This is a genomic window from Agrobacterium vaccinii, from assembly GCF_021310995.1.
GTDB lineage: Bacteria > Pseudomonadota > Alphaproteobacteria > Rhizobiales > Rhizobiaceae > Agrobacterium > Agrobacterium vaccinii.
On the sequence record NZ_CP054150.1, the window covers coordinates 532,043 to 554,101 of the forward strand.

The 22,059-nt window shown below is 59.0% G+C and carries 22 protein-coding genes; 14 read left to right on the forward strand and 8 right to left on the reverse strand.

Features of this window, described 5'->3' with window-relative positions; translation table 11 throughout:
* Positions 1-15: 15 nt before the first annotated feature.
* The 5 genes from HRR99_RS23235 to HRR99_RS02550 all read left to right on the forward strand — a co-directional run bounded on the left by HRR99_RS23235 (position 16) and on the right by HRR99_RS02550 (position 1,682).
* Positions 16-141, forward strand: a complete 126-nt coding sequence (locus tag HRR99_RS23235) for a hypothetical protein (RefSeq protein WP_277877894.1) — start codon at positions 16-18, stop codon at positions 139-141.
* 16 nt (positions 142-157) lie between these two features.
* Positions 158-325, forward strand: a complete 168-nt coding sequence (locus HRR99_RS23240; protein WP_233122637.1) for a type II toxin-antitoxin system RelE/ParE family toxin — start codon at positions 158-160, stop codon at positions 323-325.
* A 1-nt stretch (position 326) separates the two neighbouring features.
* Complete coding sequence (locus HRR99_RS02540) at positions 327-641, forward strand: helix-turn-helix domain-containing transcriptional regulator (protein ID WP_233122638.1); 315 nt, start codon at positions 327-329, stop codon at positions 639-641.
* Positions 638-1,144, forward strand: coding sequence for a 2-thiouracil desulfurase family protein (locus HRR99_RS02545; protein ID WP_233122639.1), 507 nt, complete (start codon positions 638-640; stop codon positions 1,142-1,144). Before HRR99_RS02540 ends, HRR99_RS02545 begins: the two co-directional genes overlap by 4 nt.
* Positions 1,145-1,205: 61 nt before the next feature.
* Positions 1,206-1,682 (forward strand): VOC family protein, encoded by a 477-nt coding sequence (locus HRR99_RS02550; RefSeq protein ID WP_233122640.1) that lies wholly within the window; start codon positions 1,206-1,208, stop codon positions 1,680-1,682.
* A 78-nt stretch (positions 1,683-1,760) separates the two neighbouring features.
* Here the strand turns inward: HRR99_RS02550 and HRR99_RS02555 are convergent, their stop codons facing one another.
* Both HRR99_RS02555 and HRR99_RS02560 read right to left on the reverse strand, forming a co-directional pair.
* Entirely contained in the window at positions 1,761-3,590 is a 1,830-nt protein-coding gene (locus HRR99_RS02555; RefSeq protein WP_233122641.1) for a methyl-accepting chemotaxis protein, read from the reverse strand.
* A 267-nt stretch (positions 3,591-3,857) separates the two neighbouring features.
* Positions 3,858-4,265, reverse strand: coding sequence for a plant virulence effector HPE1-like domain-containing protein (locus HRR99_RS02560; RefSeq protein ID WP_233122642.1), 408 nt, complete (start codon positions 4,263-4,265; stop codon positions 3,858-3,860).
* Here HRR99_RS02560 and HRR99_RS02565 point away from each other — a divergent pair.
* The gene (locus tag HRR99_RS02565; protein WP_162694631.1) at positions 4,264-4,413 is read left to right on the forward strand and encodes a hypothetical protein; all 150 of its coding nucleotides are present in this window, start codon (positions 4,264-4,266) and stop codon (positions 4,411-4,413) included. The two genes, HRR99_RS02560 and HRR99_RS02565, sit on opposite strands and share 2 nt — an antisense overlap.
* 6 nt (positions 4,414-4,419) lie before the next feature.
* Here the strand turns inward: HRR99_RS02565 and purD are convergent, their stop codons facing one another.
* Positions 4,420-5,706 (reverse strand): phosphoribosylamine--glycine ligase, encoded by a 1,287-nt coding sequence (gene purD / locus HRR99_RS02570; protein ID WP_233122643.1) that lies wholly within the window; start codon positions 5,704-5,706, stop codon positions 4,420-4,422.
* 173 nt (positions 5,707-5,879) lie between these two features.
* On the opposite strand from purD, the gene HRR99_RS02575 reads away from it, so the two are divergent.
* From HRR99_RS02575 to ubiA, 3 genes are all read left to right on the forward strand, one after another.
* Complete coding sequence (locus HRR99_RS02575) at positions 5,880-8,192, forward strand: Tex family protein (protein ID WP_233122644.1); 2,313 nt, start codon at positions 5,880-5,882, stop codon at positions 8,190-8,192.
* Positions 8,193-8,543: 351 nt separating this feature from the next.
* Complete coding sequence (locus HRR99_RS02580) at positions 8,544-9,800, forward strand: SAM-dependent methyltransferase (protein WP_233122645.1); 1,257 nt, start codon at positions 8,544-8,546, stop codon at positions 9,798-9,800.
* Between the two features lie 70 nt (positions 9,801-9,870).
* Positions 9,871-10,824: a 4-hydroxybenzoate octaprenyltransferase gene (gene ubiA / locus HRR99_RS02585; protein ID WP_233122646.1), complete on the forward strand. Its 954-nt coding sequence runs from the start codon at positions 9,871-9,873 to the stop codon at positions 10,822-10,824.
* Between the two features lie 63 nt (positions 10,825-10,887).
* Here ubiA and HRR99_RS02590 read toward each other — a convergent pair whose 3' ends face one another.
* From HRR99_RS02590 to HRR99_RS02605, 4 genes are all read right to left on the reverse strand, one after another.
* Positions 10,888-11,454: a DUF6101 family protein gene (locus tag HRR99_RS02590; protein ID WP_233122647.1), complete on the reverse strand. Its 567-nt coding sequence runs from the start codon at positions 11,452-11,454 to the stop codon at positions 10,888-10,890.
* A gap of 426 nt (positions 11,455-11,880) precedes the next feature.
* Positions 11,881-13,311, reverse strand: a complete 1,431-nt coding sequence (locus HRR99_RS02595) for an FAD-binding oxidoreductase (protein ID WP_233122648.1) — start codon at positions 13,309-13,311, stop codon at positions 11,881-11,883.
* Between the two features lie 20 nt (positions 13,312-13,331).
* A complete protein-coding gene (locus tag HRR99_RS02600) occupies positions 13,332-14,309 on the reverse strand; it encodes an L-threonylcarbamoyladenylate synthase (RefSeq protein WP_233122649.1) in 978 nt (325 codons plus the stop codon).
* 141 nt (positions 14,310-14,450) lie between these two features.
* On the reverse strand, positions 14,451-15,059 hold the full coding sequence (locus HRR99_RS02605; protein ID WP_111840588.1) for a DUF6656 family protein: 609 nt from the start codon (positions 15,057-15,059) through the stop codon (positions 14,451-14,453).
* Between the two features lie 324 nt (positions 15,060-15,383).
* On the opposite strand from HRR99_RS02605, the gene HRR99_RS02610 reads away from it, so the two are divergent.
* The 4 genes from HRR99_RS02610 (at position 15,384) to HRR99_RS02625 (ending at position 19,008) form a co-directional block, all read left to right on the forward strand.
* Positions 15,384-16,628 carry an aromatic ring-hydroxylating oxygenase subunit alpha gene (locus HRR99_RS02610; RefSeq protein WP_111840741.1) on the forward strand — a complete coding sequence of 415 codons (1,245 nt, stop codon included), beginning with the start codon at positions 15,384-15,386 and terminating at the stop codon, positions 16,626-16,628.
* Between the two features lie 5 nt (positions 16,629-16,633).
* Entirely contained in the window at positions 16,634-17,713 is a 1,080-nt protein-coding gene (locus tag HRR99_RS02615) for an FAD-binding oxidoreductase (RefSeq protein ID WP_277877904.1), read from the forward strand.
* A gap of 102 nt (positions 17,714-17,815) precedes the next feature.
* Positions 17,816-18,277, forward strand: a complete 462-nt coding sequence (locus HRR99_RS02620) for a BA14K family protein (RefSeq protein WP_111840589.1) — start codon at positions 17,816-17,818, stop codon at positions 18,275-18,277.
* A 227-nt stretch (positions 18,278-18,504) separates the two neighbouring features.
* The gene (locus HRR99_RS02625) at positions 18,505-19,008 is read left to right on the forward strand and encodes a BA14K family protein (protein WP_233122650.1); all 504 of its coding nucleotides are present in this window, start codon (positions 18,505-18,507) and stop codon (positions 19,006-19,008) included.
* A 60-nt stretch (positions 19,009-19,068) separates the two neighbouring features.
* Here HRR99_RS02625 and HRR99_RS02630 read toward each other — a convergent pair whose 3' ends face one another.
* Positions 19,069-20,064, reverse strand: a complete 996-nt coding sequence (locus HRR99_RS02630; protein ID WP_111840591.1) for a transporter — start codon at positions 20,062-20,064, stop codon at positions 19,069-19,071.
* Positions 20,065-20,264: 200 nt separating this feature from the next.
* On the opposite strand from HRR99_RS02630, the gene HRR99_RS02635 reads away from it, so the two are divergent.
* Positions 20,265-22,049, forward strand: a complete 1,785-nt coding sequence (locus tag HRR99_RS02635) for an acyl-CoA dehydrogenase (protein WP_233122651.1) — start codon at positions 20,265-20,267, stop codon at positions 22,047-22,049.
* Positions 22,050-22,059 lie beyond the last annotated feature (10 nt).

Sequence of the window (22,059 nt, forward strand, 5' to 3'; positions counted from 1 at the left end):
ATGGTACTATAGGCGATGAAGATTGTCGAATACATCGACCGGAATGGCATCAGCCCATTTGGCCGCTGGTTCGCGAAAATCGAGGCCCGTGCTGCGTCGAAAGTAACGATTGCCTTGACCCGCATGGGACAGGGCAATTAAGACCGTTGGCTCGGGCGTGCTGGAGTACCGGATTGATTATGGGCCGGGATACAGGGTTTATTTCGGTCGCGATGGCGATGAACTGGTGATTTTGCTGGTCGGTGGAACAAAAGCGCGGCAGCAGAACGATATCGAGACCGCACACGGTCTGTGGCGCGACTACAAATCCAGAAAGGGTATCTAACATGGCCCTGACACGGGACTTCAAACAAACGGTCAAGCTGCGGGCGGACAATGACCCGGCCTTCAGGGCAGCACTTCTCTCGGATGCGGTCGAACTGTTTCTGGAAGGTGACGTGGACACCGGCAAGGCCGTTTTGCGTGACTTCATCAATGCGACGATCGGCTTCGAAGCCTTGGCCATCGCGGTGGATATGCCGCCCAAAAGCCTGATGCGCATGTTCGGGCCAAAGGGCAATCCGCGTGCGGATAATCTGTTCAGCGTCATCCATGCGCTTCAGAAAGACTCCGGCATTCACCTTGCCGTCGCCGCGGCTTGAGCGTGCCCAAAATCCTCATCAGCGCCTGCCTGCTCGGCCACGCCGTCCGCTACGATGGCAGGGGCAAACCACTCTCCCACCCGGCCATCGAGCGCTGGAAGGGAGAGGGCCGATTGGTGACGATCTGTCCCGAAATGGCAGGCGGCATGGCGGTGCCGCGTCCGCCAGCGGAAATCGAAAATGGAGCCTCGGGCCTTGATGTGCTGGAGGGCCGGGCGCGCGTTCTGGAAATCACTGGTGGTGACGTGACGGCGCAGTTCGTGGCTGGTGCGCAAAAGGCGCTGGCGTTCGCGAAGGACAATGGCTGCGGCTATGCGCTGCTGATCGATGGCAGTCCATCCTGCGGGTCGGTTGCCATCCATGACGGTTCGTTTTCGGGCCGCAAGCACGCAAGCAACGGGGTTACCGCAGCATTGTTCGCGCAGGCAGGCATTACGGTGTTTTCCGACGGGCAGATCGATGCGCTTGTTGCTGCAGTCGAACAGCACGGAGCGCCGTCCTAGCGACCTCTGGAATTTTGAGGCATGATGCATTCGCCATACTGAATTCAGGGAGGAATGCACAATGGCCAAGAACACGATTTGCGTCTGGTATGACAAGGATGCCGAAGCCGCTGCCCGGTTTTATGCTGAGGTGTTTCCCGATAGCAACGTCGGCAGGGTCTATCACGCCCCCGGCGATTATCCCTCTGGCAAGCAGGGGGATGTGCTGATGGTGGAGTTCACGGTGGCAGGCGTCGCCTGCGTCGGCCTGAATGGCGGGCCGGTGTTCAAGCACAACGAAGCCTTCTCCTTCCAGATTTCAACCGAAACGCAGGAGGAGACCGACCGGTATTGGAGTGCCATCGTCGGCAATGGCGGGCAGGAAAGCGACTGCGGCTGGTGCAAGGACAAGTGGGGTGTCTCGTGGCAGATCACGCCGCGCGTGCTGATGGAGGCTATGGCCGCCGGTGGTGCCGAGGCCAAGAGGGCTTTCGATGCCATGATGACGATGAAGAAGATCGACGTGGCGAAGATCGAGGCGGCCCGGCGCGGACCATAATCGGTTTGTCTCACCCATAAAAAAAACGCGGGAGATCTCTCCCCGGCGGTTCACTTCAAAACATTCCGCTAAACCCGATCAGCTCGCCATCCGCATCTGCTGCGCCATGCCGTGCAGGCTGCCATTTTGCGAATTGGAGACGCGGAAGGTGCGGATGAGGTTGAGAAGCTCTTCGGTGTCGGCGGCCAACGCTTCGGCAGACGCGGTGGTCTCCTCGGCTATGGCGGCGTTGTGCTGGGTTGCGGCGTCCAGCTGGTTGAGCGAGGACGAGATGGAGCGAAGTGTGGTGTCCTGCTCAGCCGCCGAATGGGCGATCTTGCTGACGATGTCGCTGGAGGATTTGATCTGAGTGGAGATGCGTTTCAGCGCATCGCCTGCCTCACCCACCAGACGCACGCCATTTTCCACCTGGGTGGAGGAGCGGGCGATCTGCGTCTTGATTTCCTTGGCAGCAGCGGCGGATTTCTGGGCCAGTTCGCGCACTTCCTGGGCTACGACGGCAAAGCCCTTGCCAGCTTCACCTGCACGGGCAGCTTCCACACCCGCATTCAGGGCCAGAAGGTTAGTCTGGAAAGCGATGTCGTCGATGACGCCGATGATCTTGGAGATTTCCACGGCGGATTGTTCGATGCCGCTCATCGCGCCGATGGCTTCCTCCACGATCTGGTCGCTGCGGCTCGCATCTGTGCTGATGGAGGTCACGCGCTTTGCGGCTTCCGATGCGCCGTCTGCGGTCTGGCGTACGGCAACCGTCAGCTCGTCCAGTGCCGCCGAGGTTTCCTCAAGGCTTGCGGCCTGACGTTCGGTGCGCTGGGAGAGTTCATTGGAGGCCTTGCGGATTTCATCCTTGGAGCCGCCGATATCCACGCTCTTGACGTTGACCTTTTCCATGGCCGCGTCGAGTTGCGATAGTGCCTCGTTGAAATTGTCGCGCAAAGCGGCATAGCGCGAACCGAGATCGCCGCAGCGTACCGTCAAATCGCCCTGCGCCAGTTGCTCCAGCGCGTTGCCGATGGTGGTCACGACGCGGGCCTGTAGCTCGGCCTCATCGCGCTGCATGTCGAGGTTGGTCTGGCGCTCGGTGTCCAGCTGCTGCTGCTGTTCGTCCTGACGGGCCTGCATGGTGTGGCGCTCGCGCACCTTCTGTTGCAAGGCTTCCGTCGCCTTGGCCATCAGGCCGATCTCGTTCTTCATGCCGGTGTGGGGAATGGCCAAATCGACATTCTCGTTGGCGACTTCGCCCAGCGCCTTGTGAATGTCATCGAGCGGCTTGGAGATGCCTCTGATCACGATATAGGCAGCAGCGAGACCCAGCAGGAAGACGCCGAGACCGAAGGAAATGGCGCTGATGATGGTGTCGCGAACCTGCGCTTGCAGGTCATCGATATAGACACCCGTCACGACCACGACCTGCCACGGCTCGAATGCCATTGCGTAGGAGCTTTTGGCATAGGTATCGCCCTCAGCACCGGGCTTTGGACCATAAAAGCTGGTCTGGCCGCCGCCTGCGCGGGCCAGCCGAACCAGCTCATCGCGATAGTTGAAGCCTTGGCTGTCCGGCTTGCCCTTGAAGCTCTGGCCGACGCGCTTTGGATCAGGGTGAAACAGCATTTTGACATCGTAGTCATAGCCGAACATATATCCATCCGGGGTATATTTCATGGCCGCGACGATGGCGAAGGCTTGCGATATCGCCTGTTCGTGGGTCAGCGTACCCGCTTTTTCCTTGTCGTAGAACGACTGGAGAATGGAGATGGACGACTGCACCTGCGTGCGCAGCATCCCATATCGTTCCTCGTAAATGGCGTTGACGGACGATCTGATCTGGAAATAGGTCGTGGCGGCAAAGGCTGCCATCAGCGCGACCACGAGCAGGATCAGTTGTCGGGAAATCGGCAGGTTTTTCATACGCGCTCACAGGGCTAAAGCACCGCAGCATGGGCAACGGAGCGATCTCGGGACGATGTGGGATGGGCGCCTGATGCGCTACAAAGGTGCATTCATCGCACCCGATAATGTAGATGAAGCTTCAAAAATTTGAACAATTGTTTAAATTCGGCCCGCTGGAGGCGGCGCCGTAGAAAATATTTTGTCATTTGTCAAATATATGACAATAAAATTCCATCATTGGTTGTTCGTGATATCGGTTGTCACTCAGGATGGTTGTTTTTGCCATCACTGGCGCAGCCTAAAGCCATCCAGCGACAGCGGCGTGACAGCGTCCGCAGTTACAGGTTCGGGCATTTCACCGCCGATGGTCTTGCCGACAGCAGAAGTCTTCGCCGTCATATCGACAGTATCGGGTGCGGGGGCCGCCACATTCATCTCTGGCGCAGGAAACCATGTAGGGTTGCTGCTGACATAGGTTACGGGTGATCCGCCGAGCCAGGCTTCCGTGCGCACGATTTCCTTCTTGCCGCCGACATCACGAATGGAAATATCCTGCGTGCCGGGGCTGAGAACGGGGGTGGGCTGCGGTGCTGGCTGTCTTGGCTTGGGTGGCGGGCAGCCATCGCAGGAAATGGACAGCAGACTGCCGTTTCCGGTACGGTTCTGGCCAATGACTTCGATGGAAGATGCCATGGCACTGCTGCTTGTCAGCACAACTGCAATCGTCAGCAAAGTCTTGCGCATGAAAATCCCCGTCATCGGCAGCTCTTCGCTGCTGTATCAGGCGGGAATTTTACGCAGACTTCCTTTCCATACCGTCAGGAATAATGGTAAAAATTGAGCGAAATCAGCCCTCGCTCTGGCCTTGCTTTTCGCGGGCTACAGCTTGCCAGCCTATGTCCGTGCGGCTGAAACCATTGTCCCACTTCACCTCTTTGGCCAAGGCGTAGGCGCGGTCTCTTGCTTCGGTCACGGTCTTGCCAAAGGCAGTCACGTTCAGCACGCGCCCCCCGGTGGCAACCAGTTGGCCGTCCTTGATGGCTGTACCCGCGTGAAAGACCTTGGCATCGGCGCGCTCGTCCGGCACATGCGCAATCGGCATGTTTTTCTCATAGGAAGCGGGATAGCCGTTCGACGCCAGAACGATGGTCAGTGCCGCATCGTCACGCCATTCGGCGCTGACCTGATCCAGCGTGCCGGTGGCCGTTGCATGGAGGATTGGCAGAAGATCGCTCTTCAGCCGCATCATCAGCACCTGGCATTCCGGGTCGCCGAAACGGACATTGTACTCGATCAGCTCCGGGCCTTTCTGCGTGATCATAAGCCCTGCGAAAAAGACGCCGGAAAACGGGTTTCCGTCCTTCGCCATGCCCTTGATGGTCGGCTCGATGATCTCCTTCATGGTGCGTTCCACCATTTCGGGCGTCATGACCGGGGCAGGCGAATAGGCGCCCATGCCGCCTGTGTTGGGACCGGTGTCGCCATCGCCGACGCGCTTGTGATCCTGCGCGGTGGCCAGCGCCAGCGCTGTTTTGCCATCGGACAGGCAGAAAAAGCTGGCTTCCTCACCATCGAGAAAGGCTTCGACCACGACTTCAGCACCGGCAGCGCCGAAGGCACCATCGAAGCAATCGTCAATGGCTGCAAGCGCCTCGGCTTCCGTCATCGCAACGGTCACGCCTTTGCCAGCCGCCAGACCATCGGCCTTGATGACGATGGGTGCGCCCTGTTCGCGGACATAGGCCTTGGCCGGTTCGGCAGCCTTGAAGCGCTGATAGGCGCCGGTTGGAATATCGTATCGCGCACAGAGATCCTTGGTGAAGCCCTTGGATCCCTCTAGCTGTGCTGCTGCCTTCGATGGGCCGAAGGTCACGATGCCTGCTGCGCGCAGGTCATCGGCCAGACCCGCCACCAGCGGTGCTTCCGGGCCGACGATCACGAAGTCGATTGAGTTTTCCTGACAGAAGGCGATGACTGCCGGATGATCTTCGACATCGAGTGTGACCAGCGTCGCATGGTCGGCAATGCCGGGGTTGCCGGGGGCGGCGTAGAGTTTCGTCAGCAGGGGAGACTGGGCAATTTTCCACGCCAGCGCATGTTCGCGTCCGCCGGAACCAATCAACAGAACTTTCATGGTCAACACCCCTGTCATCTCGCGTTTTATCGTATTGTTGGGGCGTTAAGGGCAGGGGCAGGAAAGGTCAAGGTCACCTGCGGCTTTTCTGTGGAATCGATAAAGCTTCCTGTTGTCATGCCATAATCAACATCTATGTTCGGGCAGATTTTCAAAACAGTTCAGAGAACCATATGTCCGCAGATAATGCCCGTATCGCCCCGACAATCGCTTCCGAGATCAATGCCCGCGCCGAACAGGTCAAGGCAGCGATCGCGCTGCTGGACGAAGGCGCCACCGTGCCCTTCATCGCCCGCTACCGCAAGGAAGTGACCGGCGGGCTTGACGATACGCAACTGCGCACGCTGGCGGAGCGGCTATCCTATCTGCGGGAACTCAATGCCCGCCGCGCATCGATTGTCGATTCCATCACGGGTCAGGACAAGATGACCGACGAACTGATGGTCAAGATCGTCTCGGCCACGACGAAAGCGGAACTCGAAGACCTCTACCTTCCCTACAAGCCCAAGCGCCGCACCCGCGCCGAAATTGCCCGTGAACGCGGGCTTGGACCGCTGGCGCAGGCCATCTGGGACGACCGCAGCGCCGACCCGGCCAAGCTGGCGCAGGCTTATGTTCAGGGCGAGGTGGCCGATGTGAAGGCGGCGCTGGAGGGCGCACGCGACATCGTGGCCGAAACCATGACCGAGAATGCCGATCTGCTGAAGCGGCTGCGTGACTACATGCGCCACAATGCAACCTTCCGCGCCAAGGTGGTGGATGGTAAGCAGGCGACGGGTGAGAAGTTCTACGACTATTTCGACCATTCCGAGAAATGGGCGACTGTGCCGGGCCATCGCGCCTTGGCCATGCTGCGCGGCTGGAACGAGGAAGTGTTGACGCTGACCATCGATGTCGATGCGGATGATCCGTCGCCGGTCAAACCCGCCCAGCGCACCATCGCCAGCGCGTTTGATGTTCGCAGTGCGGGACCTGCCGATGCTTGGCTGATGGAAGTTGCTGGTTGGACCTGGCGCGTGAAGTTGTCCATGTCGCTTTCGCTCGACCTGATGCGCGAGCTGCGGGAGCGGGCGGAAGAGGAGGCAATCCACGTCTTTGCCCGCAACCTCAAGGACTTGCTGCTGGCTGCTCCCGCCGGTTCGCGTGCCACCATGGGTCTCGATCCGGGCATCCGCACCGGCGTCAAGGTGGCGATTATCGATGGCACCGGCAAGCTGCTGGATACGACCACGGTCTACCCGTTCCCGCCACGAAACGATATTCGCGGCACGCAGGCAGAGCTTGCGAGCCTCATCAAGAAGCACAATGTCGAGCTTATCTCCATTGGCAACGGCACAGGCAGCCGTGAAACGGAGCGGCTGGTTGCGGATATGCTGGTTCAGTTGACGGGCGCAAAGCCGACGAAGGTCATCGTGTCGGAAGCAGGGGCCTCGATCTATTCGGCCTCGGCCAGTGCTGCCGCCGAATTCCCCAATCTGGACGTCTCGCTGCGTGGTGCCGTCTCCATTGCTCGTCGTCTGCAAGACCCGCTGGCGGAACTGGTGAAGATCGAGCCGAAGTCGATCGGTGTCGGCCAGTACCAGCACGATGTCGATCAGGGCAAGCTGTCGCGCTCTCTGGATGCCGTCGTGGAAGATGCGGTGAATGCCGTGGGCGTCGACCTCAACACGGCGTCGGCTCCGTTGCTGGCCCGGGTTTCGGGCCTCGGTAGTTCGATTGCTGATGCCATCGTGCTGCATCGCGATCAGACCGGCCCGTTTGCCAGCCGCAAGGAACTGCTGAAAGTGCCGCGTCTCGGCCAACGCACATTCGAGCAATGCGCGGGCTTTCTGCGCATTCCCAACGGCAAGGAGCCGCTGGATTCGTCATCGGTGCACCCGGAAGCATACGGCGTTGCCAAGAAGATCGTCGCCGCCTGCGGTCGCGATCTGCGTTCTGTCATGGGTGACAGCGCCGCGCTGAAATCCTTGGATCCGAAGCAGTTCATTGATGAGCAGTTCGGTCTTCCCACAGTCAAAGACATCATCGCCGAGCTTGAAAAGCCGGGCCGCGACCCGCGCCCAAGCTTCAAGACCGCAACCTTTGCCGATGGCGTGGATGAAATCACCGACTTGAAGCCTGGTATGCTGCTGGAAGGCACGGTGACGAATGTCGCAGCCTTCGGTGCCTTCGTGGATATCGGCGTGCATCAGGATGGCCTCGTTCACGTGTCGCAGCTTGCGGACCGCTTTGTCAAAGACCCGCATGAGGTGGTAAAGGCCGGTGACGTGGTGAAGGTGCGCGTGGTGGAAGTGGACGTGAAGCGAAAGCGCATCGGTCTCACCATGCGCAAGGATGGCGGCGAGGCTGCTCCCCAGCCGATGCGCGAAAAGGGCAACGCCAATGCCATGCGCCATGCCAGCGCCAAACCGCAGACGCGTGCTGAGGCAGCGCCATCCGGCGGTGCATTGGCGGCAGCTTTGGCGGAAGCGATGAAGAAACGGTGATTGGTCGTAGATGTCAGCGGGCTTGGCTTACCCCCTCTGTCCTGCCGGACATCTCCCCCACAGGTGGGGAGATCGAATCGTGGCAAGCTCTTGCCCATCGTGAAGACTGCGGATAGAGCGGGGTGCATGCGTCTTGCCGATCTCCCTCCTTGTGGGGGAGATGTCCGGCAGGACAGAGGGGGGTAAGCCACACCCACTAAGCCTCTCTACTCTATCAACCACCCGAATAACGCCCAAAAACCAAGCTGAAATCATTCAATATTTTTGAACATTGTCCGGCTTGCAACTTTGCTTGAAAAGAATAGCTTCATTTTACTTGATAAGTGAGACTTAGCTTATTTGGTGGGTGGAATGGCCTCATCTCTGCATGCTCTGCTTGGTAAAATCATAAAGACAGGAAATCTGGTCGTGACGGGCCCTGGGGGCCTTCAGGTCTTTGGCGACAACACGGGAAAACGTGTCGCCATCAACTTCACCGATCAGGCCGCGATGGACGAGATTGCCGCGGACCCCGCGTTGAAGCTGGCGGAAATGTTCATGGAAGGGCGGATGGTTGTCGTTGAGGGCGACATCTATGATTTTCTCGCCCTCATCAAAAGCAACACGATCAGCGAAGCTTTGACATTCGGCATGATCTGGCGCGGCATGGCCCGCATCATCGCTGCCCGTATCAAGATGCACCTGCCGGTCAACCACAACAAGGATAACGTCGCTCACCATTATGATCTGAGCGCCAAGCTGTTTGATCTGTTTCTGGACGAGGACTGGCAATATTCCTGCGCCTACTTCAATCCACCAGGCATAAGTCTCTACGAAGCGCAGGTTGCCAAGAAGCGGCATATTACGGCAAAGCTTATGCCGGAGGCAGGCCATCGCGTGCTGGAAATCGGGTCCGGTTGGGGCGGGATGGCGATGTATCTTGCGGAAAGCTCCGGCGTCGAGGTCACGGGCATCACGCTCAGCGAAGAGCAGTTGCGGGTTTCGCGCGACCGTTCGCAAAAGCGCGGTCTGGATGCCAAGGTGCATTTCGAGCTGCAGGACTATCGCTATATGTCTGCCGGGCGACCTTATGACCGCATCGTTTCCGTCGGCATGTTCGAACATGTGGGGCCGACGCATTACCGCGAATACTTCACCAAGGCTGCAGAATTGCTGGATGATGACGGTGTGATGCTGCTGCATTCCATCGGCCAGCCACAACCCGCTTTGGCGACCAATCCCTTCATCGAAAAATATATTTTCCCCGGCGGTTATATTCCCTCGCTTGCCGAGGTTCTGCCGGCCATCGAAAAATCCGGTCTTCTGGTGCGTGACATCGAAATCCTGCCAATGCACTACGCCCATACGCTTCGGGCGTGGCGGGAACGGTTCGTTGCAAGCAAGGCGGAAGCCATCGCTCTTTATGATGAGCGCTTCTTCCGCATGTGGGAATTCTATCTGGCCGGATCGGAAATGGCCTTCACCCACGAGAACTTCCACATCTTCCAGATGCAGCTGACAAAACGTGGCGGCGTGGTGCCCGTTGCGCGCGATTACATCGCGAAAAACGAAGCGCGGCTAATGGAATTCGAAAAGACGCGTACGCCGCTGGAGAAGGTCATGTTTTAACGGGAATCGATCGCGCCCCCGCCCCCGCCCCCGCTTGACGCTTGATGAAGGCGAGGCGTAGAACGCTGGCATGGCTGACCAAAGCGATCTCTCCGGCCGCGTTTCCGACGCGCCATCCAACAATTGGGTCTATCGGATCTTGCCGAGGACGCTGCGGCCCTATGCGCAGCTTGCGCGTTGGGATAGGCCGATCGGCTGGGAGTTGCTGATGTGGCCGTGCTTCTGGTCGGCGGCGATGGCAGCCAATGCGGCGCAGCATCTCGGCACGTTCTCCTGGGGCCCGCTGCTTTTCCATCTCTTCCTGTTTTTTGCCGGTTCTGTCGCCATGCGTGGCGCGGGCTGCACTTATAATGATCTCGTCGATCACAATATCGATATGGCGGTGGCCAGAACCCGCTCGCGACCGCTGCCATCCGGGCGGGTCAGCCGCAAACAGGCGAAAATCTTCATCGTAATTCAGGCGTTTGTCGGACTTGCGGTGCTGTTGTGCTTCAACGGATTTGCCATTCTGGTCGGCCTGTCATCGCTCGTTTTCGTGGCGATATATCCCTTTGCGAAACGCTTCACCCACTGGCCGCAGTTTTTCCTCGGCCTTGCCTTTTCCTGGGGTGCGTTGATGGGCTGGGCCGGGCAGTTCGGATCGCTGTCGATGTCGCCTGTCCTGCTCTACGTCGGTGCCATCGCCTGGACCATCGGTTACGATACGATCTATGCGCATCAGGACCGGGAAGATGACACGGCTGCGGGCATCGGCTCGACAGCGCTGTTGTTCGGTGACAAGACCCATGGCTGGCTGATCGGTCTTTATGGTGCAGCGCTCGCCTTCATCCTGCTCGCATTTGTCACCGCAGGAGTCAGTCTCGCAGGCTATATCGGCGTCGCCATTGCGGCTTTCCTGCTGTTTCGACAGGTCTGGGTGCTGGATATCGACAATGTCGAGCAGTGCCTGGCGCTTTTCAAATCCAACAATCGCGTCGGACTTCTGATCTTTGCCGGATTGCTTCTGCCACTGGTCACAGGCTGACATGAAAAACCCGGCTGCGTCCTCAAACGCGCCGGGTTTTCTTTTGTCCGCAAGCGTGGTGGATCAGCTGCGGGCGATGATTTCCTTGCCCTGAATGCGCATGGTCATGCCCAGAGAACCGGTGCTGCGGCGCACGAGGAAGCGCGGGCGGCGGTCTGCGAAATAGGAATGGCGGCGGCGCGGGCGGGAGGTCTGGGTGCGCACATTGCCGAGATGATCTTCCAGTGGACGGGCAACGCCATCGGCTTCGACCATCAGCATGGGAATGCGATACTTTTCCGACCAGCTGCGCCAGTCTGCAGCGATGTCGCACAGATCGTGCGCCACCAGCAGCGGAATGCACAGCTCCGGGTCGTCGTGGTGAAGTTCGAGGGTAACAGTGACCTGTCCGTCACCATGGTCGATGGCGCGGGCGGCAACACCTTTGAAGGCGCGGGCAGGCAGAGCGAAGGAAAGCGGAAGGCCGCTGGTGTGAAGCACTTTGCGAAGAACAGCGCCGCGCTCATCAAGCGTGATTGCCACATCGGCTGAACCCTGGTCGTTGCCATACGTCAGCTGCTGCGGGAACCGCGTAGGATCGAGCCGGAGTGTCGCGCCTGCCCATTCGGGCTTCAGAACAGTGTTGGTCATATCATGCTATCCTTGTTTTACCTGAGAGCCGTTTCATGGTCTCGTCCGGGACTTTTCGTCCTCTGATAGGGAGAAGATAGCGGGCGCTTGTTCGATACAGCTTAAAAATCGAGGTTAAGAAAACTTTGCATTCCCAAATGGTTAGCAAAACGCAGCCTGATAGGGTTTCGAATTCCTGAATTGGTACGGCAACCCCTTGTGGCAGCCTGTCAGCCAATATCACCCCTTCACCCCGTCCATGCCGCATTCGGCTACGCTTCCCTTGCCCCCGCAGGTTCCGCCTAAAAGCAGCTTGCGCAGTGCAAAGCGCTTCCGCAATCGGTAAAATTGCGAAAGCCAAAAATGAGCGTGGATGAGGGAAAAGGGCGCGGAATCTCCGCGTCGGGTCAGTTCATGTCAGCTGTGGAAAATGAGCGCGAAAACGCCCTATATCTGCACAACCTTGCCCGGGTTCATGATGCCTGCGGGGTCGAAGGCTGTCTTGATTCGGTGCATCAATTCCATTTCGATGCCGGGGCGGATGGATGCGAGCTCGTCACGTTTTAACTGGCCGATGCCATGTTCGGCAGAAATCGACCCGCCATGGGAAAGCACGATGCCATGGACGATGTGGTTGATGTCACGCCAGCGTTCGATGAACTGCGCCTTGTCGGCCCCCACGGGCTGCGAGATGTTGTAATGGATATTGCCGTCACCCAGATGGCCGAAGGCGCAGATGCGCGCGCCGGGAATGGCTTGGAGAACGCCAGCCTCGGCCTCTGCCATAAATTCCGGGATTTTGGAAACCGGCACGGACACATCATGCTTGATGGAGCCGCCCTCAGGCTTTTGGGCATCCGACATGCTTTCGCGCATGTGCCACAGCGCCTGTCGCTGTGCCTCGGAACTGGCAATCACGGCATCCTGCACGATCCCGGCCTCAAAACCTTGCTCCAGAAGGGTCTCGATCATCGTCTGCGCCGTCTCGGCAGTGTCGGAGGTCGAGACGTCGATCAGCGCATACCAGGGATGCGGCGTTTCCAGGGGATCGCGGACGCCGGGAATGTGCTTTGCTGTAAACTCGATACCGATGCGTGGCATCAGCTCGAAACCGGTCAGCGCGCTGCCGCAAAGGGTCGAAGCGCGGTCGAAAAGCGTCAAGGCATCCGCCGGTGAATTCAATCCCGCAAATGCGACCTGATGGCCGCGCGGTTTCGGAAAGAGTTTCAGCACCGCACCTGTGATCACGCCAAGCGTACCTTCGGAGCCGATGAACAGGTCGCGCAGATCGTAACCGGTATTGTCCTTCTTCAGTCGGCGCAAGCCGTTCCAGATTTCGCCGGTCGGCAGAACGACCTCCAGACCGAGGCAAAGCTGGCGCATGTTGCCATAGGCCAAAACCGCCGTGCCGCCTGCATTGGTGGCGAGGTTGCCGCCGATGCGGCACGAGCCCTGCGAACCCAGCGACAGCGGAAAGATGCGCTCCACCTTGTCGGCGGCCTGATGGACGCTGTCGAGAATGCAGCCGCCATCCACCACGATGACATTGGCGACTGGATCGATATCGCGAACGCTGTTCATGCGCTCCAGCGATAGAATGACGTCGCTGGCATCGCCGCGTGGCGTCTGCCCGCCCACAAGGCCGGTATTGCCGGTCTGTGGAACGATGGCCGTACCGGTTTCGCTGGCAAGCTTCATGATGGCTGCGACCTCTTCCGTCGTGGCCGGTTTCAGCAGCAGCGGCGAGCTGCCCTTGTAAAGGCCACGATTTTCCACGAGATGCGGCGCCAGCTCTGAGGGATCGCGTAGAGCGTTCTTCTCCCCGACAATGGTCACGAAACGCTGCAACAGGTCATCGGGCAAAGCGGTCATCGTCATGAAGTCCTTATGGTGATGCGTCAGGGGCGGGGGGCTGCGGCGCGAGACAGCCGGTCGTTGATGGCTTCGCCAAGCCCGGTATTGGGGATGGGCGTAATGGCGATGAGGCTTGCGCCGCTGGCATCGGCGATTTTGAGATGGTCGAAGAGATTGGCAGCGGCTTCGGCCAGATCGGCAGCGGTGCTCAGATCAAGAATAATGGCCGCGTTTTCGTCACCCTCCACACGGCGGCCACCGAAACGGATCAGGGCCTCGCCAGCCTCCACGGAAACGGCGTTTAGCCGCACGGCAGCGCCTGGCGCATAATGAGAGGCCAGCATGCCGGGCGCTTCGATGGTGGCGGATGCCGTTTGCGGGCGGATCAGCGCCACGCCGGTCACCCGCTCAATATCCTCGGCAACCAGCCCTCCGGGCCGCAACAGCCGCACGGCGCCGTCAGCCTCGACCTTGACGATGGTGGATTCGACACCGACAGGTGCCGCGCCGCCATCGAGAATGAGGCTGATGCGCGCACCCAGATCGGCCTCGACATGGGCCGCGCTGGTGGAACTGATCTTGCCGGAACTGTTGGCGCTGGGTGCCGCCAGCGGCTTGCCGAAAGCACCGATCAACTCGGCCGCAAAGCCTTGGGGAATGCGGATGCCAACGGTATCAAGCCCCGCCGTTGCCAGCGAATGAATTGGGCTGCCTCGACGCAGCGGCAAAATGAGGGTCAGCGGACCTGGCCAGAATGCCTGCGCCAGTTTGCGCGAGATGGGATCGAAGGTGGCGTATTCCTCAGCCATCTCAACGCTGGCCATATGGCAGATCAACGGATTGAACTGCGGGCGGCCCTTGGTCTCGTAAATACGGGTAATGGCACCGGGGTTGGTCGCATCCGCAGCAAGGCCATAGACCGTCTCGGTGGGAATGGCGACGGGATGGCCAGACGACAACACCGCCACGGCGTCCCGAAGCGCCGTTTCCCTGTCTTGGTCGATGTCGATATGACGAGCCATTGCTGCTGCACCCTGTGGCGCGCGTCGCCTGAAAGCGCCGCACGGTTTTGCGCGGCATGCTTTAGAGGTTTTCGGGAGGGTTGGAAAGCCATATGCCGTTCACCGCGGGGCGATGATGCCGAGGTGACTTCTCGGGCAAGATCAGATGCTGCGGATGAACTTGCGCATCTCGCTGGAGCGTGTGCCGAGCATCAGCACATTTTTCAGTGCGATCTTCGGGTCGTGGGTGCGGAACAGCAAGCCATCGCGGTGGATGGTCTTGTCGATCTTCACCGACCTGTCCCCTGCCACATCCATCGCAACCGCAAAATACATTCGGGAATGGCGCGAATCGATGTTTTCGAAAAACGCACCCTCGCCGCACAGTTCAGAAAAGAAGTTTGCGAAGTAGAACGACCAGATGACCGGATTGCGCAAATCGAAACTGGTGCGCGATGCCGTGACGTGGCAGTAGCCGAGATGCGGGCTCTCATCGATGGTGCGGTGAAACACCATGTTGGGAAAGCGAATGGAGCTGTGAAAGCTGTTCAGCCGCGAATAGGTCAGTTCTCCGGCAGCCTGAAGCTTGCGGCCTGTAATGTCCGCGACCTGGTCATGGGTGAGATAACGCGGCTCCGGCGGTAGCCATTTCTGCTCATAACGGGCAATTCTGCCGGTGCGCAGGAAATCCGAATGGGCCGTTTTCGTGCGTGCAGGAGCCGCCGAGCGCGCGCTCGCATCGAAGTAGCGGATCTGTGTTCCCTTTTCCATCGGAGAACTCCTGTTGCCGATCTGATCTTTTTTTACGGCAAGGGAGTTAAAATTTCCTTGTCGCGGCATGACAAGCGTTAATGATTGCAAAGTGCTACGATTGCGTCATATTGCGACGGATTTTATCGCTGGAACGGCAATAAGCCTCTGTTTTGGAATTAGAATAACCCTTTGTCGCCATTCTGCGACATGTCGCAAATTGTCGCCAATGCGGAAGCCGATGTCGCTCTATGTGGTGCTGAAAAGGGGCGTCAGTGGTTAGATCATTTTCACACACGCGGCGCATGCCAGTCGATCCAGCCGCGACTTTTCGAGGACATGGCCATGGATTTGCGTGAAACCGTACTGCGCCAACTGAAAAACCGCCGCGAGGGCTTCACTCTGGAGCAGCCCTTCTATGTCGATCAGGACTATTTCAAGCTGGATATGGAAAATATCTGGTACCGGGACTGGTTGTTCGTGGCGCATGATTGCGAGGTGCCCAAAACCGGCGCCTACACGACGGTACAGATCGGCGACTACGCCATCGTCATCGTTCGCGGCAAGGATGGCGTTATCAGAGCATTCCACAATTCATGCCGCCATCGTGGCTCGCGCGTCTGCACCAGCCAGAAGGGACAGTCTGCCCGTCTCGTCTGTCCCTACCACCAGTGGACCTATGATCTGGATGGCAAGCTTCTGTTTGCACGCCACATGGGCGATGACTTCGACAAGGGTGATTTCGGCCTGAAGCCGATTGCCTGCGAATCCGTTGCCGGATACGTCTTCATCTGTCTGGCTGAGCAGCCGCTCGATTTCGCGCCTGTGCGCGCCGAGATCGAATCCTACATGGCCCCGCACCGGGTCTGGGAAGCGAAGGTCGCCCATGAGAGCACGATCATCGAAAAGGGCAACTGGAAGCTCGTTTGGGAAAACAATCGCGAGTGCTATCACTGCGCCGCTAACCACCCCGAGCTTTGCCGCACCTATCCTGAAAACCCCAGTGTCACCGGTACCGATGGCGGGGCAAGCGACCCGGAAATCGGCGGCCACTGGGCGCGCTGCGAAGCTGCCGGTCTGCCCAGCCGCTTCAAGATCGATCCCACCGGCCAATTCCGCGTGGCGCGCATGCCGCTGATCGGCGATGCCGAAAGCTACACCATGTCCGGCAAGCGCGCGGTACGCCGTCCGCTCTCCGATGATGTGACCATCGACCATATCGGCACGCTGCTTCTGTTCCACTACCCCACGACATGGAACCACTTCCTTGGCGACCACCTGATTTCCTTCCGCGTGATACCGCTGGGCCCGCAGGAAACGCAGGTCACGACCAAGTGGCTGGTGCACAAGGATGCGGTGGAAGGCGTCGATTACAATCTCGAAGACCTGACCCATGTCTGGAACGAGACCAACGATCAGGACCGCCGCATCGTCGAGGAAAACGCCTTCGGCATTCGCTCGCCCGCCTATGAGCCCGGCCCGTATTCGATGGAAGACGAGGGCGGCGTCATGCAGTTTGTGAACTGGTATTCCGATTTCATGATCGACCGTCTGTCCGGCGATAAACAGAAACTGTCGGCGGTTGCATGACATCGATGACCATGACGACGACGTACAAGCACATCGATGAAATGAAGCCGTGGAGCGATAAGCTCCACATGCTGGAATGTATTTCGGTCACGCCCGAAACACCGGATGTGATGACGTTTCTGTTTCGCTCAGAAGGTCCCAACTGGTTTCGATACCTGCCGGGCCAGTTCGTGACGCTGGAACTGCCGGTGGGGCCGGAGCCGCTGTTTCGCACCTACACGTTGTCATCAAGCCCGTCTCGACCCTATGCGCTGGCTGTCACGGTCAAGGCGCAGGCCACCAGCGTTGGAACGCGCTGGATGTTCAACAACCTCAAGCCTGGCATGCGCATCCGTGCGCTGGGGCCGCTGGGCGACTTTTCCTATGTGCGTCATCCCGGCGAGAAGTATCTGTTCATCTCGGCAGGCTCTGGCGTTACGCCGATGATGTCGATGGTGCGCGATATGAGCGACCGGGCACCGCAGAGCGACATCTCGTTCATCAACTGCTCGCGGTCCCCCTCAGACATTGTTTTCCGGCACGAACTGGAATATCTCGCCCGCTTCATGCCCAATCTGTCGCTGGGTTTCATCGTCGAGAATTGCGGTCGCACCGATCTCTGGTCGGGCCTAAAGGGCATGGTAGACAAGGCCAAGATCGCGCTGCTGTCGCATGATTTCATGGATCGCACCGTGTTCTGCTGCGGGCCGGAGCCGTTTATGGCCGCCATCCGCTCCATGCTGGATGCCTCGGACTTCGATATGTCGCGCTACCATCAGGAGAGCTTCTCTCCGGCCATGCCCGTTGCCGTCGGCGAGAGCGATTTGCCTGACGATGGCGAAGTGCTGGCTAAGATCGGTTTCACCCTGTCCGGCATGGACGTGCCATGCCAGCCGGGCCAGACGATTTTGATGACGGCGCGTGCCGCTGGCGTGCGCATCGGTGCTGCCTGCGAATCCGGCATCTGCGGCACCTGCCGCGTTTTGAAGATATCGGGCGAAGTTGAGATGAACCATAATGGTGGCATTCTCGATGAAGATATCGAGGAAGGTTATATTCTCGCCTGCTGCTCGCGCCCGCTGACGGATGTCAAAGTAGAGGCATAAATATACTTGGTTGCACTTCGCGTGGAACCAACACCCCGTTTTCCCGTTATTTGCCTATCGAAGCGCGGTTTCAACGCGTAGTGTAAAAAACGGAGGAAATTCATGCTGAATTTGCGCAAGACGAGCGTTGCGACCGCTCTGGTCATGCTTTTGACAAGCTTCACGCCGTCCCAGGCCTTTCAGGTCCCAATCCCAGCGCCAAAGCCGATCGCAGCACAGTCGAGCAACGTCGTAGACGTTCAGTACCGCGAATGGGACCGTCGTCATTACCGTAATGGACGTGATTTCCGCCGTGACCGCGACTTCCGCCGTCAGGGCTACTACAACGGCCACCGTGGCTACCGCGACCGTCGTCCAGGATATCGCCAGCACAATGGCTACTGGTTCCCGCTCGCAGCCTTCGCAACTGGTGCCATCATCGGCGGTGCGATGCAGCAGCAGACGCGTCCAGCCTATGGCAGCAGCCACCAGCAATATTGTGCCAATCGCTGGAGATCGTACCGCGCGTATGACAACACGTATCAGCCAAACAATGGCCCGCGCAGACAGTGCGTTTCGCCATAAGCTGATAGTTCCCAATATGCCCGGCGCAAGCCGGGCTTACTGCGTTTGATTTATTGAGACCGCATCAAGTACCTGTGATCGCATTGTTAATGCTGGGTTCAGCTAGCCGTTCCTATGCTACATAACATATAAATACCTCACCCTGTGTGAGATGAAATAAACAAGAAAACGTCGTCGTTGTTCACAATGAGCCGGAAGAGTAACCGGACGTGGATGGAGGAAATCAGATGCAAAACTATATGAAAACACTCTGGGCTGCCGGTTTCGCAGCATTGACTGCGGCAGGTGCCGTCGTACCAGCGCAGGCCATGCCGATGACAATCAATCCGCCTGTGGTCGATAAGGCCAATGACGGCGTCGTCAACGTGCAGTATTGGCGCGACCGCGGCTATGGTCGTGATTACGGCGGCGGCTATTATCGTGGCCATCGCGGATACCGCGACTACCGTCCCGGTTATCGCCACCACAACGGTTACTGGTTCCCGCTGGCTGCCTTCGGCGCTGGTGCGATCATCGGTGGTGCGCTTGCCCAGCCACGTGAAGTCTACCGTCCCGTTCCGGAATACCGTCCTCGCCCAGTATACCGCGAGTACCGCCCGACACGCCGCGCTGGCGTCAGCCAGAGCCATGTGAACTGGTGCTTCGGTCGCTACCGTTCGTATGATGCCTATAGCAACACGTTCCAGCCTTACAACGGCCCACGTCAGACCTGCTATTCGCCTTATGGCTGATATATTGACAGTGTGAAATGACAAACGCCGTCCGGCTCCAAACGGGCGGCGTTTTTGCGTTTAGAGAATACCGGCTCGGCGCAAGACCACCCAGGCGAACAAAATCGAAGCGACGATGAAGCTCGCCGCGTAGACCGTGCCGCTGGTGCCTTCGGTAAAGGGCAGCGCGCCCGTGTTCATGCCGAAAAAGCCCGTGACCAACGTGGGCGGCAAGAGAAACGCCGTCATCAGCGACAGGATATAGAGATGTCGGTTGGTTTCGGAGGATAGTTTCGAGTCCACTTCTTCATGCAGCAGCCGAGCCCTCTCTTGAAGCGCATAAACGTCGTGATCGATGGATTCCAGACGACCGGTCAGCCGGGCCGCGATATCTTCGAAACCGAAGGGCATCTCCTCCTCATCGGCCGCAGACGCTCTCCGCATCAAAGTCAGCACCGTGCGCAGATGCCGGTGGAGGCGCACCACGGTGCGCCGGACAGGGGCCAACCGGCGGCGCTCATCGCGCGGAGTGCTGTCATAGACGATGTCCTCGATGGCATTCAGCTCTTCGGTCGTTTCCATAACCAGGGCGATCAGGCTGCGCTGAAATTCCGCGACCAGTCCTTCGAAAATATGCGACGGCGTCGAATAGCGCTTGGGGTTCTTGTCAATGGCGGCACGCAGGCGATCGACGGAGCGCAGCGGTTGCAGGCGGGTGGTGATGATGTAGCGCTCACCCAGCGCAAAATGCAGCCAGCCGATATCGCGCGTTTCCTGATCGAACTCCCGCTGGAAATCGACCAGCGTTCCATAGAGCGCGCCCTCATCCACCACGATGGACGGGTGGGTCTCATGCGTTGTCAGATTTGCCTTCATGCTTTCGTCGAGCCCCGGCATGGTCTCGAGAAAGGCGGTGACGCGCGAGTCGGCCAGATTGAGGTGCAGCCAGAAAAAGCCGTCTTCGGTTTGCAGTTCGGCAAGCTCCACATCCGGGGGCAATCGGGTGCAGGGTTCCACGCCGGGACGGAAGCGATAGGCCCAGACAAGGCCGGGAATGGAGGGGTGGGGAATGTCCATGGGCGTAATCCTGAAACGGCAATCGCGGCGGGCAGCGGATGGTGCTCCGCTGAGGCGATACGGATATGCTGAGCAGAGTTTTGTGACAGTTTGATAACATCGAAGTTGATCGTACCAAGGATATTTCAAATTGACGTTTACGTAAAAATCATTTAGCCGAAGATTATCGCATTGCAGCAGACGCTTCGGGAGGAGGCAGGATGTACACCGCACCGGTCAACGACATTGCTTTTACGCTGAAACACGTGGCTGGCCTTGGTGCCGCACTGGAAAGCGGCGCATTTGGCGACCTCAGCGAAGACATCGTGGATGCTATCCTTCACGAAGCCGGGCGCTTTGCATCTGACGAAGTCGCGCCGCTCGCCGAAATCGGCGACAAACAAGGCTCGAAACTGGTGGACGGTGTTGTTCGCACGCCGGATGGTTGGGCAGACCTTTATCGCCGCTGGGCCGAAGGCGGCTGGAACGGCCTGACAGCACCAGAGGAATTCGGCGGCCAAGCCCTGCCGCATCTGCTCAACGTTGCCGCACTGGAAATGTGGAACTCCGGCTCCATGGCCTTTGCGCTGTGCCCGACACTGACCATGGGCGCTGTGGAAGCCATTGCCACCCACGGCAGCGATGATCTGAAGGCGATCTATCTCGAAAAGCTGGTATCCGGCCTCTGGACCGGAACGATGAACCTGACGGAACCCCATGCGGGATCTGATCTCGGTGCACTGAAAAGCCGGGCGGAACGCGTCGGCGATGGCAGCTACCGGATTTTCGGCCAGAAGATTTTCATCACCTGGGGTGAGCACGACGCTGCCGACAACATCATCCATCTGGTGCTGGCGCGCCTGCCGGATGCGCCTGCCGGTACACGTGGCATTTCGCTATTTCTGGTGCCAAAATTTCTGCCAGATGAGGCCGGAAATCCGGGCGAGCGCAACGATCTCTTCTGCCACGCGCTGGAACACAAGCTCGGTATTCATGGCTCTCCCACCTGCACGATGATCTTCGGCGATGGTCGCTACGGCACTGAAAAGGGCGCGCTGGGCTGGATCGTCGGCGAGGAAAACAAGGGTCTGGCCTGCATGTTCACGATGATGAACAATGCCCGCCTTGCCGTCGGCATGCAGGGCGTTGCCATTTGTGAAGCGGCAACGCAAAAGGCCATCGCCTACGCCAAGGACCGCACGCAGGGCAAAGCGCCGGGCACGACAGCCACGGGCATGAGCCCGATCATCGAGCATCCCGATATCGCCAGAACGCTTCTGACGATGAAGGCGCTGACGCAGGGTTCGCGCGCCATTTCCTTTTCCTGTGCCCACGCCATCGACATGAGCCACGCCGAGACAGATGCGACGAAGCAGAAATTCTGGCAGGAACGGGCTGCCCTTCTGACCCCAATTGCCAAGTCCTTTTCCACCGATGCCGGGGTGGACGTGGCCTCTCTTGGCATTCAGGTGCATGGCGGCATGGGCTTTATCGAGGAAACAGGTGCCGCGCGCTATCTGCGCGATGCCCGCATCGCGCCGATTTATGAAGGCACCAACGGCATTCAGGCTATCGATCTCGTCATGCGCAAATTGCCGCTGTCCGAAGGCGCGCAGGTTCGCGGCTTCATTGCCGAGCTGAAAGAGCAAGCCGAAGCTGTGCGTGCATCCAACCAGCCTGAACTGGGCGAGACCGCACGCTATCTGGAACAGAGCCTTGCCGATCTAGAAGAGGCGACGGAGTGGATGCTGGCATCTATCGCCAAGGGTGAGACCGCGGCGGCCCTTTCAGGTGCCACGCCGTACCAGCGGCTGTTCGGCCTCGCATTGACTGGTGCTTATCACGCCAAGGGCGCGCTTGCGCCTGTGGATGATGGACAGGCTGGAAACCGCGCCGCACTTTGCCGCTTTACGGCTGAAAATCTGCTGGCGGAAACAGCGGCCCTGAAAGACCGTGTCATTGCCGGTGCCGCAAGCCTCGAGGCGGCACGCGCCGTTCTGGCATAAGGAGCTATCT